This window comes from Actinoplanes utahensis (genome assembly GCF_016862455.1).
GTDB lineage: Bacteria > Actinomycetota > Actinomycetes > Mycobacteriales > Micromonosporaceae > Actinoplanes > Actinoplanes utahensis.
In genome coordinates this window covers 82,871-98,764 of record NZ_BOMZ01000094.1, presented here as the reverse complement: position 1 = coordinate 98,764, position 15,894 = coordinate 82,871, and the positions used below count along the sequence as shown (strand labels likewise).

Below are 15,894 nucleotides of genomic sequence, written 5' to 3'. Positions count from 1 at the left end.
CCCCGGCGGCGCCGTCGGCTTCAGCCCCGGCCCCGGCAGCGGCGTCGGCTTCAGCCCCGGCCTCGGTGGAGGCGGCGGCCCTGAATCCGGCCTCGGTGGAGGCGGCGGCCACGAATCCGGCCTCGGCGGGCGGAAGGGCTTCCGCGGCCCGGTGGGTGGGGCCGGGAATCGCGGTGCCGGTCGGAGCCGGAGTGCCGTTGAACGGCCCGGCCAGCCGGTGAGCGGAGTCGAGGGCGGCCCAGGAAGGCTGCTCACCGTCGGGGTGGACGGTGACGGTGACGGTACGGCTGACCGGGCGGCCGTCCGCCGTGGAGGAGCCGAACTGGAGGATGCCACCCGTGGGCGGGTACAGGTCGACGACACGGTCGGCGGCGGCCAGCAGTGCGGGACGGTGGGCGACCACGAGGATCGCGCAGCCCAGGGCCGCGAACTCGCGCAGACGATCGATGATCGACAGCTCGGTGGCGAGGTCGAGGTGGGCGGTCGGCTCGTCCAGGAGCAGCGTGACCACCGGCGCGGTCGCCCGGTCGCGGCAGCCGGTGAGCGCACGCCCGGCCCGGTGCAGCAGAACGGCCAGGGCGAGGCGCTGACGCTGGCCGGCGGAGATTCCGGTGACGTGCTCGCCGAGCGGTGTCTCCGGGGAGACCTCGGTGGCCAGTCCGGCGAGGCGCAGCGCGGTCCGGACATCGTCCCGGCCGGTTCCCGGGGGAAAGGCTTCGGCGACGGTACGGGCGTGCGGCAACGACGACCGCTGCGGCAGGTGGAAGGTGCTGCCGACGGCGATCGCCCCTGCTTCGGCGGGGTGCAACCCGGCCAGCACACGCAGCGCGGTCGTCTTACCGGCGCCGGACACTCCGCGGAGCGCGACGAGTTCCCCGGCGCGGACACCCAGTTCGTCCAGCCGTACCGCATCACCGGAAGCGCCGGGATAACTCGCCCGTAGCCCCACCACCCGTACGCCCCAGCGCCCGTCCGTCCCGAACACCTGCCGCAGTGCTCGCCGCCGCCGAGCGATCTCCAGCCCGTTCATCCCGCCACCGTTCGGAGCGCACTCCGCATCGACGCCCTTGGCTTCCGGCCCGAACGAATCCCGTCCCCACTCGTCGTCCTGCGTGGCGTGGCTGATGGGGACCGTCTGCGCAGCGGCGGAGTCCTGCGTGGCGTGGCTGAGGGGGACCGTCTGCGCAGCGGCGGAGTCCTGCATGGCGTGGCCCATGGGGACCGCCCGCGCAACCGTGGATCTGCCGGGCCGGCTCTCCGTGGTGCCTCGCGCCGGTTGAGCCGGCGGTGACAGCCGGCCGGGGCTCTCCGGCTGGTCGTCACGGCTGTCTCGCCGGCTCCGGAACAGCCGTGAGAGCCAGCCGGAAGTAACCCGGTGCCCGGCTTGCCCGCCGGCCGGCAGACAGTCCCGGTCCGTGGCGCCGCCACCCATGGGAGCCGGGTAATCGGTGAAAGGGAGGTACGCCGTCACGGCCGGCTCGTCACTGGCAGACGAATCGCCCGCGGCGGTGCGGTCGCCGGTGGCGGCGAGGTGGACAGCGGCAGAGGGGCGATTCGCGGCGATGGGGTCGCTGGAGGCGACGGGACCGTCGGTGAGGATGGTGTCGACGTCGGTGATGACGGCGCCGGCGTCGGTGGAGGCGTGGTAGCGGGCGGCCATCTCGCGTAGTGGGCGATACGCCTCGGGGGCCAGCAGGATCACCAGCAGCGCGGGGCCGAGGTCCATCGTGCCCGCTGCGACGCGGAGGCCGGCCTGGACGGCGATCAGGCCGACGGAGAGGGTGCCGACCAGGTCCAGGGCGGTCGACGAGAGGAAGGCGACCCGCAGGACCCGCAGGGTCGCGGTGCGATGCCGGTCGGTCAGGTCGGCGATGACGTCGATCTGGCGTTCGGCACGACCGTACATCCGCAGGGTGGCAAGCCCGCGCACGACGTCGAGGAAGTGGCCCGCCAACCGTGCGTCCGCGGCCCAGCGCTGTTCGGCACGGGCCTTCGTGGCCCAGCCGATCAGCGCGCCGAGAAGCGGGATCAGCGGGAGTGTGAACAGGGCGATCGTCGCGGACGCTGGATCGACCACCGCCATGATCACGACGACGATCGGGGGGAGCAGGACGCCCAAGATCAGGGCGGGGAGGTAGCCGGAGAACCAGGGGCGCAGGGCTTCCAGGCCGGTGCCGAGGATGTTGCTGAGCCGCCCGGCGCCGAACGCCGCGACCCACGCCGGGCCGCGCCGGACGATGCGGTCCAGCAGGGAGCGCCGTAGTTCGTCGGTGACGCGGGCGGCGGTCCGCTGGGCGACGACCTGTTCGGCCCAGGCCAGCAGCCCGCGTACCGCGAACGCCCCGGCCAGCAGCACGATCCCCGCCGGCGGCGCACCTGTCCCGCCGCCGGGCACGAATCCGGCGGCGAGATCCCCCGGGACGGCGCCGGGCAGGAGACCGCTACCGGCCACGATCCAGGTCAGTGCCAGAGCGATGGCGACCGTCGCCGCCGCCTGTCCGATCCCGATCAGCGTGAGAAGTGCGATCCCGGTTCGGCTCGCCCGGGCGTGACGCAGCAGCCGCGGATCGATCGGCCCCTTCACGACCCGCGCCGCCCGCGGCGTGGCGGCCTGCTCGCTCCGCGGCGTTCCGGTCTGTTCGGGCCCCGGCATCACGGCCTGCTCGGCCCGTGGCGTTCCGGTCTGTTCGGCCTGCGGCATCACGGCCTGCTCGGCCCGTCGTGTTCCGGCTCGTTCGGCCTGCGGCATCACGGTCGGCTTGGCCTGCGGCGTTCGTTTCACGTCGTCGCTCGGTTGGGGCTCGTCGCCCGCCTCCGCGATCTTGGGCGATTCACCCCCGGATCCGGGGGTGAATCGCCCAAGATCTCTGCCGTTCCGGGGTGTGTGGGGGGCGGAGAGCCGGGTGGGCGCCGGATTCGTCGGCTGGAGACGCGACGGCGACACGGAGGACCGCGCGGAGAAGCCGGCTCGGGCCGTCACACTGGCTGAAGCTGCGGCGCTGGTACTTGATGTGCTGCTGGTAGCCGCGGTGCTGGTGTCGGGTGCGCCGCCGATGTTCGCCGCTTCAGTGCTTAGCGCGCTGCTGGTAGCGGTCGTGCTACTGGCAGGTCTGCTGCTGGTCGTTTCGGCGCTGCTGGTTGCGGCGGGCGTGGTTCCAGTGGTGGCGGTGCCTGCGGGGCTGGTGATGCTGGTGGGCGTACCGAGGGAAGGGTTCGTGGGGGTCATGAGGGGACCCGTTCGCTGGCGATGCGGCGGCGGAACACCCAGTAGGACCAGGCCTGGTAGAGAAGGACACCGGGAAGGATGAGGATACCGGCCACGGTGATCAGTCTCAGGGCCTCGGGGCCGGCCGCCGCCGATGTCCGGGTCAGGGACCAGGCCGGGTCGAGGGTGCTGCGCAGGACCACGTCGCCGTGGACGGTGAAGACGGCGACGACGGTGGTGGTGACGGCCACCGCGACGGCGGCGAAGGACGTCCCCTCGCGGGAGCGCCGGGCTTGCAGGCCGGCCACGAACACGAGGGCGGCGGCGGCCAGGGCGAGGCGGTTTCCCGTACCGATGCCGGTCAGTAGCAGTGCGACGGCGCCGAAGGTGCCGGTGTGCCGGGCGATGTCGCGGGCCCGGCGGCGGACCGGCCCGGTGGTGCGCAGCGCCAGGAAGGTGGCGCCCAGCAGGACGGCGGCGAGCAGCGCGGCGAGTGCCCCGAGCCCGGCGGCGGGGGTGAGCAGCGGGCCGAGGCTGCGGCCGAGGCCGGCGCCGGTGACCTCACCGTCGGGGCCGAGGGCGAGGCCGTCGACGAGGATGCCGAGGACGGCGCCCCACAGCAGCACGATGCCGGCGGAGCTGACGGACAGCAGGATGTCGGCGCGTAGCCGCCAGACCGGCGAGTCGTGTTTGCCGCGGAACTCGAGGGCGGCGCCGCGGACGGCGAGGAGCAGCAGGATGGCGACCATCGGCAGGTAGAGGGCGGACATCAGGGCGGCGTACCAGTCGGGGAACGCGGCGAACGTGACGCCGACGGCGGCGACCAGCCACACCTCGTTGCCGTCCCAGAACGGGCCGACGGTGCGGACGATGGCGCCGCGTTCGTGTTCACCGCGGCCGGTGAACATCAGCATCCCGACGCCGAAGTCGAAGCCTTCGAGGACGAAGTAGAGCACCCAGGCGAGGACGAGGACCGCGAACCAGAACGTGATCATGGATGGGCGCTCCTAGTAGGCGGGTGCCGGCTCGGGGGTCTCCTCGGCGGCGACCGGGGGAGCCAGCGGCTTACGGGACAGGTGGACGACGAGGCGGAACCAGACGAGCGCGAGCAGGCCGTACACCAGCGTGAACCCGCACAGGGACGCGATCACCTCGGCGCGGGTGAGGCCGGGGGAGATGCCGTCGGCGACTTTCGAGATGCCGAACGCGAGCCAGGGCTGCCGCGCGGTCTCGGTGAAGATCCAGCCGAACGTGTTGGCGGCGGCCGGCAGTACCGGGGCGATCAGGATGAACCGCTGGAGCCATCCGGGCGTTCCCCGCCCGGGCTGCAGGAACTCCGGGAGGAGCGGTACGCGGCGGGTGGTCTCCCAGGTGGACCAGAGGTGGTACGCGGCGAGAGCCATCCCGAGCACCCCGGCGCCGATCATGAGCCGGAACGTCCAGAACGCCACCGGGATCATCGGCACGTAGCTGCCCGGCCCGTACTGGGCGACGTACTGGGCCTGGAGGTCGTCGATGCCCTGCACGGTCCCGCCGAACGACCCGGTGCCCAGGAACGACAGCAGCCCGGGGATCTCGATGCTGAAGAACGGCCGGTCGTGGCCGAGTTCACCGATGGCGAAGATCGAGAACGGCGCCGACGTGGTGGTCTCGTAGAGGGCTTCGGCGGCGGCCATCTTCATCGGCTGCACGGCTGTCATCACCTTGCCGAGGTGGTCGCCGCTGATCGCGGTCACCGCGCCGCCGATCAGCATGGTCCACGCTCCCACCCGGGACAGGGTCCGGAACGCCTCGTCTGTGGAGGCACGCCAGATCCCGATGGCCATCAGGAGGCCGCCGCCGGCCATCGCGGCGCCGCCCATGGTGTGCGGGAACGCCGCGAGCACCACCTCGTTGGTCATCAGATCGAGGAAGCTGGTGAGGTGCGCGCGGCCGGTCTCGGGGTCGAGCGCGTACGCCACCGGGTTCTGCATGAACGAGTTGGCGGCCAGGATGATGTACGCCGACAGCAGCGTCCCGACGGCGACGACGACGATGGTGGCGGCGTGGACGCGGCGGGGCAGCCGGTCCCACCCGAAGTACCACAGCGCGAGGAACGTGGCCTCGAGGAAGAACGCGAGCATGCCCTCGATGGCGAGGGTGGGCCCGAAGACGTCGCCGTAGAAGCGGGCGAACGCGCTCCACCCCAGCCCGAACTGGAACTCCTGCACGAGGCCGGTGACCACGCCGACGGCGAACGTGACGATCAGCAGTTTGCCGGTGAACTTGGTCAGGTGCAGGTACTTCTCCTTGCCGGTGCGCATCCAGGTGAGCTGGAGCCCGGCCGCGGTGGCGGACAGGCAGATCGACACCGGCACGAACAGGTAGTGGTAGATCGTCACGACCGCGAACTGCAATCGGGTCAGGTCGAGCACGTCCATGGGAAACCCCTCTACGACGATTCGTAGTAGATACTACGACGCGTAGTACGACACGTTGAAGTAGAGTGGCTCACATGGCAAGGAACGATCTCGAGCGCGAGGTCATGACGAAGCTGTGGGACGCGCGCGAGCCGCTCACCGTCCGGCAGGTGCACGAGCTGCTCAGCCGTGACCGTGATCTGGCGTACACGACGGTGATGACGGTCCTGGACCGGCTCGCCAAGAAGGGCCTCGTCGTCCAGCAGCGCGCCGACCGCGCCTACCGGTACGCGCCCGCGCAGACCCGCGAGGAGATGACCGCCGGCGTGATGCTCGACGCGCTCAGCGCCACCCCCGACCAGGACGCCGCGCTGGCCTACTTCGTCGGGCAGCTGCCACCCGCGGCGCTGCGGGCCGCGATCGAGAAGGCCCGTAACATCGAGCGGTGACCGCCCTCCTGCTCGGCGCCCTCGGGCTGGCCCTGTCGCTGGTCGTGCCGAACGTCCTGGCGCGTGCCCGCTGGACCGACCGTGCCCCGGTCGCGGGGGTCCTGCTCTGGCAGTCGCTGACGCTCACGGCCGTGCTGTGCGCTCTCGGCGTGGTCCTCGCCGCTCCGGAGGAGGTGGCCCGGGCGGCCGGCGCCCGCCACCCGGAGACCGTCGCCGCGCTGCTGTTCTCCCTGGCGGTGGCCGCGACCATCGTGATCCGGCTGATCGTCTCGCTGGTCCGGGTCAGTTCCCGGGCCCGCGCCCGCCGCGCCCGGCACCGGATGCTCGTCGACCTGCTCGACCGGGTCGAGCGCCATGCGGATCTCGGCGGCGAGGAGGTGCGGGTCCTCGACGGCCCTCTGCCGCTCGCCTACTGCGTTCCCGGCCGTCAGCCCCGGGTGGTGCTCAGCGACGGCGTGCTGCGCGTGCTCGACCGGGACCAGGTCGACGCGGTCCTCGCCCATGAGCGCGCCCACCTGCGGCACAAGCACGAGCTGGTGATGGAGTCGTTCACCGCGTTCTATCAGGCGGTGCCGCGGCCCCTTCGGTCGAAGGTGCCGCTGGACGCCGTGCACCTGCTGCTCGAGATGGTGGCGGACGACGCGGCGCGGCGCCGGACGGGCCCCGGCCCGCTGCGTGCCGCGCTGGCGACCCTGGCCGACGCCGTCCCCCTGGCGGAGGAGGTGACCGCCGACCCGGAGGGTGAGTCCCGGCGCCGCCGGCTGGCCCGGCTGGCCGTTCCGGACCGCACCTCGGCCGCCCTCAACGTGGCGGGCGCGGCCGCCGCGACCGGACTGCTGGTGCTACCCACAGTGATCTTGGTGGTGCCGTGGCTGGGCCGGGCCCTGCACACCTGGCCGTTCTGATCACCCTCCGTGTCGCCGGCGGCGCGTAACGTGCGGCGGCGTGTGCGACCTTCATTTGCCGCCTTGATCCGAGTACGGTGATCCCCGGTTCGGCAGCCCCCCATCGGTCACCCGGCTGATCTGGCGAACCACCGCCTAATCGCTGACGCGAGCCGGGGACCCGAGCAACTGGGGTGAAGTCGTCCTCTCCGGAGGCGGCCGGGCAGACTTCCCGCCCGAACCCGTCAGCTAACCCGGTCGGCGGCTGAGTGGGAAGAAAGGACAACGCGCTTACGTGAAACGGATGCGCACCCTGCTGCTGTGCGTGATGGCCACTGTCGGCATCGTTCTCACGGGTCCGTCCGTCGCCTACGCCACTCCTTCGCCGTCTGACGTAGAGGCCCAGATCGACGCGGAGTGGAACAAGCTCGAACCCGTCATCGAGGACTACAACAACACCCACAACAAGCTGACCAAGCTGCGTACGCAGCAGAAGTCGCTGGCCAGGACCCTGGCGCCGCTGCAGAGGCAGGTGGACGCCGCGATGGTCGAGGTCCGTGGGCTGGCCGTCGACGCCTACATCGCGGGGCCGCCCAGCGTGGCCAACGCGCTGCTCAGCGGTGACCCGGACGGGTTCGCCGAGAAGCTCGCGCTTCTCGACCAGCTCGCCCAGAACCGCAAGACGTCGATCGCCGAGGTCACCCGACTGCGGGACAAGTACGCCACCGACAAGGCCGCGGTCGACAAGATGGCCTCTGAGATCGCTGTCCGGGACACCGATCTCAAGCAGAAGAAGACCGCGATCGAGAAGGAGATCACGAAGCTCCAGAAGCTCCGGATCGCGGCGTACGGCGAGGCGAACGTCGACGACGGCCCGCTGCGTACCGGCCCGTGCCCGGTCACCTACACGAACGACAAGGGCGGCCGTGCCGCCCAGCGGGCGTGTGACCTGATCGGCAAGCCGTACGTCTTCGGCTCCAACGGCCCGAACAGTTACGACTGCTCGGGTCTGACACAGGAGGCGTGGAAAGCGGTCGGCGTGCACCTCGAGCACTACACGAAGGATCAGTGGGGTTCCACCACGCCGGTGAGCCGCAACGAGTTGAAGCCGGGCGACCTGGTCTTCTACTTCTCCGACGTGCACCACGTCTCCCTCTACATCGGAGGCGGGAAGGTGGTGCACGCTCCGCACACGGGCGACCATGTGCGGATGGCGGCCGTCGACCTGGCCCCGGTCGCCGGTTACCGTCGGCCGGGCTGATCGTCGAACACCGGGAGAGACCGCCGTCGCGTATGACGGCGGTCTCTTTCGTCAGGAGCGCCCGTCGGTCAGCGCCGGCGGCAGGCCGGGCACGCCGTCCAGGTCCTGCAGCTGGCGGTGCACGTGGTCGCCGAGCGCCGACCGGTAACCGACGGCCAGCTGGTCCAGGCGGGCGATCTCCTCGATCGCGGCCGCCCGGTTGCGGGCCAGGTCGTCCATCGCCTCGGTGTGGCTGCGGTGCGCGTCCGCCTCGATGGCGCCCGCCGTCCGCTCCGCGTCCCCGGTGACCTGATCGGCCTCGGCCCGCGCCTCGGCCAGCAGATCCTCCGACTCGCGCTGGGCGTCCCGGACGTGCTCGTCGGCCGTGCGCTGCGCCATCATCAGCACCCGGACGTCACCGTCGCCGGCCGGCGGTGTCGCCGGAGCCGACCGGGCCTCCTCGTGCGCGCGCTGGAGACGCATCTGCATCTCCCGGGCCTCGTGCTCGGCGCGCGCGAGACCCTCGCGCATCTGCCGCAGCCGGGCGGTCAACTCGGCGACCTCGGAGTTCAGCACCGTCGTCACGGCCGCTCCGGCGTCGCCGCCGGTATGCCGTAACCGCTGGCTGAGCGCGCCGTTCTCCTCGATCAGCCGGACCAGCTCCTGACCGGCCTCGTCCAGGAAGGCGTCGACCTCCTCCTCGTCGTAACCGCGTTTCCCGATCGGCGGCTTCCGGAAGTCCACGTTGTGGATGTCCGCGGGAGTGATCACCATCAGAACCTCGAATTCCCGCCGGATCCGGTCCAGCGACCCGGCGTCGCTTGTCGACAGCCCCTTGCCCGGCACTGTCACCGTTCAACCACAAGGGGCGGCTGCTGGCGAATCGTATCCGTGCGTGGCCACCTCGTCGCCGAAAGTGGACCGGCATCACCCGCTGGCCAGCCCCTTGAGCAGCGCGAACAAGGCCGTTCGGGCGAGTTTCAGATCACATTCACGTTCCCGGCGGAGTGCCCCGGGCGGGTGGCCGGCGGGCCGTGCCGCGCCGGGCATAATCGCTTCTCATGAGCGATGCCTTGATCAACAGCCTGGTGGCGGCCGTCGAGGCCCGGCCGGACGACCTGACGCTGCGGCTGCACCTGGCCGAGATGCTGGTGGCCGCGGGGCGGGGTGCGGAGGCGATCGGGCACGCGGCGGCGATCCTCGCGCGGGAGCCGGGCGACGCGGCGGCCCGGGGTCTGATGACGCGGGCGCTCGGTGGCGTACCCCCGGAGCCGGAGAAGCCGCAAGCGGCGCCCGCGGTGAGTGACGCGGAGGCCGCACCCCGGGCCGGGTTCGACTGGGCGGCGATGGAGGAGCAGTTCGGTGACTCGGTGCCGCCGCGGTTCGCCCGGGCCGACGGGCAGCCGGATCCGGTGCGCGGGCACGACGACCGTGCGTTCGACGTCGAGCGGTCGGTCGTCACGCTCGCCGACGTCGGTGGCATGGCGGACGTGAAGAAGCGCCTGGAGGTGTCCTTCCTCGCGCCGCTGCGCAATCCCCAGCTGCGGACCCTGTTCGGCAAGAGCCTGCGCGGCGGGATGCTGCTCTACGGGCCGCCCGGCTGCGGCAAGACGTTCCTCGCGCGGGCGGTCGCGGGGGAGATGGGCGCCGCGTTCCTCTCGCTGAGCATCACCGACGTCCTGCACATGTGGATCGGCAGCTCGGAGCGGAACCTGCACGATCTGTTCGAGTCGGCGCGCGGCCACGCTCCGTGCGTGCTGTTCCTGGACGAGATCGACGCGCTCGGGCACAAGCGCAGCCAGTTGCAGTCGTCCATGCGGACCGTGGTGAACCAGCTGCTCACCGAACTGGACGGGGTGGACGGCGGCAACGACGGGGTGTTCGTGCTGGCGGCGACCAACGCGCCGTGGGATGTCGACGCCGCGCTGCGGCGGCCGGGCCGGCTGGACCGGACCGTGCTGGTGCTGCCGCCGGACGGGCCGGCCCGGGCCGCGATCCTGGAGTACCACCTGCGGGACCGGCCGGTCGCCGGGATCGACCTGGCCGCGGTCGCGGCGGCGACCGAGCACTACTCCGGCGCGGATCTGGCGCACCTGTGCGAGACCGCCGCCGAGTACGCGATGCGCGACTCCATCGCCACCGGCGAGGTCCGCATGATCAACCAGGCGGACATGCTGGCGGCGGCGCGGGAGGTGCGGCCGTCCACCGACGCGTGGTTCAGCACGGCCCGCAACGTGGCGATGTTCGCCAACGAGAGCGGCGAGTACGACGACCTGGCCGCGTACCTGAAGAAGCGCAGGATCCGCTGACCCTCCTGGCGCCGATCCTCGCCGCGCCGGCGGTGCTGCTCGCCGCCGGAGCGGCCGAGCGAACGTGAACAGCGCGTTACATCACTCCTGCCGTCAGGAATCTTGCGGAACCTGCAAGATCGCTGGATGCTAGGTCCCCTTGATCGACGGGGGAGCGGCATGGGGAACTCACAGCACGTCGGAAGACCCCGTGCCCTGCGGGAACTCGCCCTGATCGGCGCCCTGTTCCTCGTCTACAAGACGGCCCGGATCGTCGCGAACGGGCACGTCGCCGAAGCGTTCGCCAACGCCCGGGTGATCTGGGACATCGAACGCCGGCTGCGCCTGCCCAGCGAGCTCACCGTCCAGCAGACCCTGCTCGGCTGGGACGCGCTGATCGAGGTGGCGAACAGCTACTACGCCTACGTGCACTTCCCGGCCACCGCGATCTGCCTGATCTGGCTGTACCGCTACCGGCCCGCCCACTACCGCTGGACCCGCAACGTGATCGTGCTGCTCACGGCGGGCGCGATGGGCGTACATTTCCTGATCCCGCTCGCCCCGCCGCGGATGCTGACCGCGACCGGCATGCTCGACCTGGGCCGGCTCTACGGCCCGGCCGTCTACGGGCCGCCGGAGACCGACCAGATCTCCAACCAGTACGCGGCCATGCCCTCCCTGCACGTCGGCTGGGCCCTGGTCGTCGCGATCGCTCTGATCGCCGCCACCACGAACCGTCACCGCACGCTGTGGCTGCTGCACCCGGCGATCACGCTGCTGGTCGTCGTCGCCACCGGCAACCACTACTGGCTCGACGCCTTCGCCGCGGCCGCCCTGCTGGCCGGCGCCTACGCCGTCCTCCGCACCCAGCGCCCACCCGCCGGTGCCGCTCTCCCCGCCCCGCGCCGTGGCGCCGTCGTTCCCGCGCCCCGGCAGAGTTCCGAGGGTTTGTCACGCGCGCCGCGCCCCGAGCGCGCCTGACCGCGACCGCCACGCCGGCCGGTCCGATGCGGCCGGCGTGGCGTGGCCCCGGCAGACAGCGAACCGCCGGCCCGGTGTGCCCGGGCCGGCGGTTCGACGGGTGTCATCTCAGGCGGCGGCCTTGTACAGGGCCTCCGGGGTGACGGCGCCGGCCAGCAGCCGGCCGTCGTCGGTGATCAGAACGGTGAACAGCGAGCCGTTCAGCAGGCGGCCACTGCCCCAGGAGCCGTCGACCTTCTCCAGGGTGTCGAGGAAGCCGCTGGCCAGCTTGCCGGCCTCGACGCCCTCCGGGGTGGAACCGGCCTCCGCCGAGGTGGCGGCCTTCTCCAGCTCGTCGAGCTTCGGCGCCTTGGTGACCAGGATGGACGTCCAGCCCGTGCCGACCACCTTGAGGTCACCGCTCTTCTCGGCGTCCGCGAGGGCCTTCTCGGCCTCCTTCTCGGTCTTGGCGTCCGGCTTGCCCCGGTGGGTGTCCGCCGGGAGCGTCTCCTCGGTGATCTTCGCGCCGGCCGGCGGGTTGAACGCGAACTGCTCGTCGCCCGGGACCGCGAAGCTGATCTGCTCGAACGCCACCCGGAACGCCGGGTTGGTGTTGTTCTTGGCGAAGACGTCGACGCGGAGCGGGATGTGGTGCTCCGGGTCGATCGCCAGCCGTACCTGCCCGACCTTCGAGTCGGCGTCGCGCGGGCTGAGGACCAGCTCGTACGCGGTCCGCCCGGCCACCTCGGCCGTGCCGGTCGTGGTCACCGCCGTGGTCGGGTCGATCGCCGCGAGGGCGGCGTCGGCGGCCTCCTGCGGGCTGCCGGGCAGTCCGCTCGGCGCCACCGGCGGCGTCCTGTCGGTCGCCGAGGCGGGCAGTTTGACGTGGGTGCCGGTGTTGTCGGTGCTGCTCCACACCCACACGTCGGACCCGTTGCGGATGACATCGGTCTCGCCGGTCGTGCCGAGCAGCGCGAACCGTGCCTTCTCCTCACCCGCGTACCAGACGCGGGCGGTGTTGCTCCCGGCGATCAGGCTGGTCAGCCCGCCGCTGCCCTGTACGTTGCCGAGCAGCCCCGCGATGCCCGGAAGCCCCAGGTCGGCGCTCTGCACGACGGTGCCGGACAGACCTTCCGGATCGGCGTTCTGCAGGTCGACGAGCAGCTGGGCGGCACTGCGCTCGGGCAGGGCCGGATCAGCGTTCGCCACGATCGTTCCGGCTGCCGCGCCGCCCCCGATGACCGCCAGCGCCGCAGCCGACGGGACCAGCCAACGCAGCGCGGGCCTTGACCTCAATACGGACACGTTGTCCACCTCCCGAATCTCTGCGACCCATCGTGCGTCAGCGGCGCTGTGATCCGGCTGAGAAGGTCCCCTAAGGGTGTTCCCTGCAGATAGCCTAATCATGGACAAAGGAGACATGATGGCGGAATATGAGGGGCGCTCGCTTCCCCGGCCCGGCGAGGACGTCTTCGACCAGGGCCTCGGGTTCGACCTGGCCACCATGCGCCGGCGGCAGGTGCTGCGCGCCGTCGGGCTCGGCGCGGTCGCGTTCGGGCTCGGCGGCTGCGGCGGCGAGCCGGGCGAGGAGACGGCCACCACCGGCACCTCCGCGAGCGCCGGCACGGACACCGAGCTCACCGAGATCCCGGACGAGACCGCCGGTCCCTACCCGGGCGACGGGTCGAACGGGCCGAACGTGCTCGCCGAGAGCGGCGTGATCCGCAGCGACATCACGTCCAGCTTCGGCACCGCGACCGGCAAGGCCGAGGGCGTCCGGATGACCCTCACACTCACCGTCAAGGACCTGGCGAGATCCGCCGCCGCGTACGCCGGGGTGGCCGTCTACGTCTGGCACTGCAACCGGGCGGGGGAGTACTCGCTGTACTCGACGGCGATCGCGAAGGAGAACTACCTGCGCGGCGTGCAGATCGCCGACAGCACCGGAACGGTGACCTTCACCAGCGTCTTCCCCGCCTGCTACGCCGGCCGGTGGCCGCACATCCACTTCGAGGTCTACCCCGACCAGGCGAGCATCACCGACGCGAGCAAGGTCATCGCGACCTCCCAGGTGGCGCTGCCCCAGGAGATCTGCGACACGATCTACCAGGAGAAGGGGTACGAGTCCTCGGTCACCAACCTCGCCCAGCTCTCCCTGGACGGCGACAACGTGTTCGGTGAGGACTCGGCCGCGCTGCAACTGGCCACCGTCACCGGCGACGTGACCAGCGGCGTGGTCGTCACCCTCGACGTCGGGGTGGACACCACCACCACTCCGACCGGCGGGCAGAACACCGGCGACGGCGCGCCGTCCGGGGCGCCCGGTGGGATGGGTGGGACGCCGCCGAGCCGCTGAGAGCTCACTGAGAGGCGGTTAAGGAAACCCGCGGCCGCATGGCAGGGTGTGGGAGTGCGGGTGCTGGTGGTGGAGGACGAGGCGCGGCTCGCTGCCGCATTGCGGCGGGGCCTGCAGGCCGAGGGGTTCGCGGTGGACATCGCCGCCGACGGCCAGGACGGCCTGGAGATGGCCCGGCACGGCGGTTACGACGCGATGATCCTCGACGTGATGCTGCCGCGCCTGTCCGGATACCGGGTGGTGCGGCAGCTGCGCGCCGAGCGGCACTGGCTGCCGGTGCTGATGCTCAGCGCCAAGGACGGTGAGTACGACCAGGCCGACGGCCTCGACTGCGGCGCCGACGACTACCTGACGAAACCCTTCTCGTACGTCGTCCTCCTCGCCCGCCTCCGTGCCCTGCTGCGCCGTGGCGCCCAGGCCCGCCCGGTCGTCCTCGCCTTCGGCGACGTGGAACTCGACCCGGCGGAACGCCGCGTCCTCGTCGCCGGCTCCGAGGTGACCCTGACCGCCCGCGAGTTCGCCCTCCTGGAGTACCTGATGCGCCGCCCCGGGCAGGTCGTCTCCAAGACCGAACTGCTCGACCACGTCTGGGACGCCGCCCTGGAGACCGCCCCGAACGCCGTCGAGGTCTACGCCGGCTACCTGCGCCGCAAGATCGGCCGGGAGCGCCTGGAGACCGTCCGCGGCGCCGGATACCGGCTGGCCGTCGTCGCGCCGGGCGACTAGATGGCCCGCCTCAAGGAGCTGAGCCTGCGGGCCCGGCTGCTGCTGGTCTCGGCGACCGGCCTGGTGCTCGGCCTGGCCGCCGGCGGCGCTCTGCTGGTCCTGGTGCTCGGGTACGCCCAGATCCGCTCGGTGCACAGCGAGTCGATGGCCACCGCCCGCGGCGTCGCCGCCTTGATCGGCCAGAACTCGCTGCCGCCCATCATCGGCGTGGAACCGGGCGTGCAGGTGCAGGTCATCGACGCCCGGGGCGCGGTGGTGGCCCGGTCCCGGACCGCGGGCGCGCTGACCCCGATGCTCACCCCGGACGAGCTGACCGGCCTACGTGACGGGCACGGCCAGAAGATCCCCGGTTACCGGATCGGCGACGAGGGCGACGTCCGGGTCGTCCAGGTCACCGCCGGGCCGCCGTCCGCCCCGATGCGGATCCTGGTCGCCCGGTCCACCGAACAGATCACCCAGAGCGTGCACGTGCTCGCCATCAGCCTGCTCATCGGGTTCCCGCTGCTGGTGGTGCTGCTGGCGGCCGGGCAGTGGCGGGCGCTCGGCGCGGCCCTGCGGCCGGTCGACGCGCTGCGATCGGGGGCGGAGGAGATCACCGGGGGGACCCGGGCCGGGCGGTTGCCCGTACCCGACTCCAAGGACGAGGTCCACCGCCTCGCCGTCACCCTCAACGACATGCTGCACCGCCTGGACGCCGCCCGCGCGCGGCAGCGCGCCTTCGTCGCCGACGCCGCCCACGAGCTGCGCAGCCCGCTCACCAACATGCGCACCGAACTGGAGGTCGCCCAGCACCTGCCGGACGACACCGACTGGCCGGAACTCGCCGACGACCTGCTCGCCGACGTGCAACGGTTGTCCCGGCTGGTCGACGACCTGCTCCTGCTGGCCCGCTCGGACGAGGGCGTGGTCACCACCAGACTCGAGGAGATCGACCTCGCCCAGTTCGTCGGGGAGGCCGCCGAACGCTACCCGGACGTCGAGTTCGACGACCCCGGCGAGCCGCTGCCCGCGATGGCCGAACCGGACGCGCTGGCCCGGGTGGTCACCAACCTGCTCGACAACGCGGTCCGGCACAAACGCTCCCGGGTCCGGATCACCGCCGCCGCCGAACGCGACGACCTGGTCATCGTGGTCGCCGACGACGGCCCCGGCATCCCGGCAGCCGACCGGGAGCGGGTGTTCCAGCGGTTCACCCGGCTCGACGACGCCCGCGCCCGCGATGCGGGCGGCTCCGGCCTCGGCCTCGCCATCGTCCGGGAACTGGTGCGCCGGCATCGCGGTTCGGTCACGCTCGGCGACGCCCACCCCGGACTCTCGGTGGAGGTACGGCTACCGAAGTCCTGCTAGTCTTCCGCCCGGCAAGATCACTGACGCGGTGGAGCGACCC

13 protein-coding genes and 1 riboswitch are annotated in these 15,894 nt (G+C 71.9%); of the genes, 8 read left to right on the top strand and 5 right to left on the bottom strand.

Features of this window, described 5'->3' with window-relative positions:
- The 3 genes from Aut01nite_RS43945 to Aut01nite_RS34805 form a co-directional block, all read right to left on the bottom strand.
- Positions 1-2,653 (bottom strand): ABC transporter ATP-binding protein/permease (locus tag Aut01nite_RS43945; protein WP_239124625.1); only part of this gene is annotated, 2,653 nt, incomplete at its 3' end.
- 569 nt (positions 2,654-3,222) lie between these two features.
- Positions 3,223-4,200, bottom strand: a complete 978-nt coding sequence (cydB, locus tag Aut01nite_RS34810; RefSeq protein WP_043531449.1) for a cytochrome d ubiquinol oxidase subunit II — start codon at positions 4,198-4,200, stop codon at positions 3,223-3,225.
- A gap of 12 nt (positions 4,201-4,212) precedes the next feature.
- A complete protein-coding gene (locus Aut01nite_RS34805) occupies positions 4,213-5,625 on the bottom strand; it encodes a cytochrome ubiquinol oxidase subunit I (protein ID WP_043531446.1) in 1,413 nt (470 codons plus the stop codon).
- A gap of 74 nt (positions 5,626-5,699) precedes the next feature.
- Here Aut01nite_RS34805 and Aut01nite_RS34800 point away from each other — a divergent pair, with 74 nt between their 5' ends.
- The 3 genes from Aut01nite_RS34800 (at position 5,700) to Aut01nite_RS34790 (ending at position 8,198) form a co-directional block, all read left to right on the top strand.
- On the top strand, positions 5,700-6,053 hold the full coding sequence (locus Aut01nite_RS34800; RefSeq protein ID WP_043531444.1) for a BlaI/MecI/CopY family transcriptional regulator: 354 nt from the start codon (positions 5,700-5,702) through the stop codon (positions 6,051-6,053).
- Positions 6,050-6,958: a M56 family metallopeptidase gene (locus tag Aut01nite_RS34795; protein ID WP_043531442.1), complete on the top strand. Its 909-nt coding sequence runs from the start codon at positions 6,050-6,052 to the stop codon at positions 6,956-6,958. The genes Aut01nite_RS34800 and Aut01nite_RS34795 overlap by 4 nt, the downstream gene beginning before the upstream one ends.
- Positions 6,959-7,080: 122 nt before the next feature.
- Positions 7,081-7,216, top strand: a riboswitch (cyclic di-AMP (ydaO/yuaA leader).
- A gap of 25 nt (positions 7,217-7,241) precedes the next feature.
- Complete coding sequence (locus tag Aut01nite_RS34790; protein ID WP_043531519.1) at positions 7,242-8,198, top strand: C40 family peptidase; 957 nt, start codon at positions 7,242-7,244, stop codon at positions 8,196-8,198.
- A gap of 51 nt (positions 8,199-8,249) precedes the next feature.
- On the opposite strand, the gene Aut01nite_RS34785 is transcribed toward Aut01nite_RS34790, so the two are convergent.
- Entirely contained in the window at positions 8,250-9,029 is a 780-nt protein-coding gene (locus Aut01nite_RS34785; RefSeq protein WP_236643091.1) for a DivIVA domain-containing protein, read from the bottom strand.
- A gap of 209 nt (positions 9,030-9,238) precedes the next feature.
- Here Aut01nite_RS34785 and Aut01nite_RS34780 point away from each other — a divergent pair, with 209 nt between their 5' ends.
- Complete coding sequence (locus Aut01nite_RS34780) at positions 9,239-10,486, top strand: ATP-binding protein (RefSeq protein ID WP_043531440.1); 1,248 nt, start codon at positions 9,239-9,241, stop codon at positions 10,484-10,486.
- A gap of 159 nt (positions 10,487-10,645) precedes the next feature.
- The gene (locus Aut01nite_RS34775) at positions 10,646-11,446 is read left to right on the top strand and encodes a phosphatase PAP2 family protein (RefSeq protein WP_043531438.1); all 801 of its coding nucleotides are present in this window, start codon (positions 10,646-10,648) and stop codon (positions 11,444-11,446) included.
- Positions 11,447-11,554: 108 nt separating this feature from the next.
- Here the strand turns inward: Aut01nite_RS34775 and Aut01nite_RS34770 are convergent, their stop codons facing one another.
- Entirely contained in the window at positions 11,555-12,730 is a 1,176-nt protein-coding gene (locus Aut01nite_RS34770) for a LolA family protein (protein ID WP_043531514.1), read from the bottom strand.
- A gap of 118 nt (positions 12,731-12,848) precedes the next feature.
- On the opposite strand from Aut01nite_RS34770, the gene Aut01nite_RS34765 reads away from it, so the two are divergent.
- From Aut01nite_RS34765 to Aut01nite_RS34755, 3 genes are read left to right on the top strand one after another with little or no spacing between them, the layout of a single operon-like run.
- The gene (locus Aut01nite_RS34765) at positions 12,849-13,781 is read left to right on the top strand and encodes a dioxygenase family protein (protein ID WP_083999852.1); all 933 of its coding nucleotides are present in this window, start codon (positions 12,849-12,851) and stop codon (positions 13,779-13,781) included.
- A gap of 54 nt (positions 13,782-13,835) precedes the next feature.
- Complete coding sequence (locus tag Aut01nite_RS34760; protein WP_043531434.1) at positions 13,836-14,507, top strand: response regulator transcription factor; 672 nt, start codon at positions 13,836-13,838, stop codon at positions 14,505-14,507.
- Complete coding sequence (locus Aut01nite_RS34755; protein WP_043531432.1) at positions 14,508-15,854, top strand: sensor histidine kinase; 1,347 nt, start codon at positions 14,508-14,510, stop codon at positions 15,852-15,854.
- Positions 15,855-15,894 lie beyond the last annotated feature (40 nt).

Bases quoted from the DNA above. Each gene is read 5' to 3' on its own strand.
- cydB (WP_043531449.1), bottom strand. From the start codon at position 4,200: ATGATCACGTTCTGGTTCGCGGTCCTCGTCCTCGCCTGGGTGCTCTAC.
- Aut01nite_RS34805 (WP_043531446.1), bottom strand. From the start codon at position 5,625: ATGGACGTGCTCGACCTGACCCGATTGCAGTTCGCGGTCGTGACGATC.
- Aut01nite_RS34800 (WP_043531444.1), top strand. From the start codon at position 5,700: ATGGCAAGGAACGATCTCGAGCGCGAGGTCATGACGAAGCTGTGGGAC.
- Aut01nite_RS34790 (WP_043531519.1), top strand. From the start codon at position 7,242: ATGCGCACCCTGCTGCTGTGCGTGATGGCCACTGTCGGCATCGTTCTC.
- Aut01nite_RS34780 (WP_043531440.1), top strand. From the start codon at position 9,239: ATGAGCGATGCCTTGATCAACAGCCTGGTGGCGGCCGTCGAGGCCCGG.
- Aut01nite_RS34775 (WP_043531438.1), top strand. From the start codon at position 10,646: ATGGGGAACTCACAGCACGTCGGAAGACCCCGTGCCCTGCGGGAACTC.
- Aut01nite_RS34765 (WP_083999852.1), top strand. From the start codon at position 12,849: ATGGCGGAATATGAGGGGCGCTCGCTTCCCCGGCCCGGCGAGGACGTC.
- Aut01nite_RS34755 (WP_043531432.1), top strand. From the start codon at position 14,508: ATGGCCCGCCTCAAGGAGCTGAGCCTGCGGGCCCGGCTGCTGCTGGTC.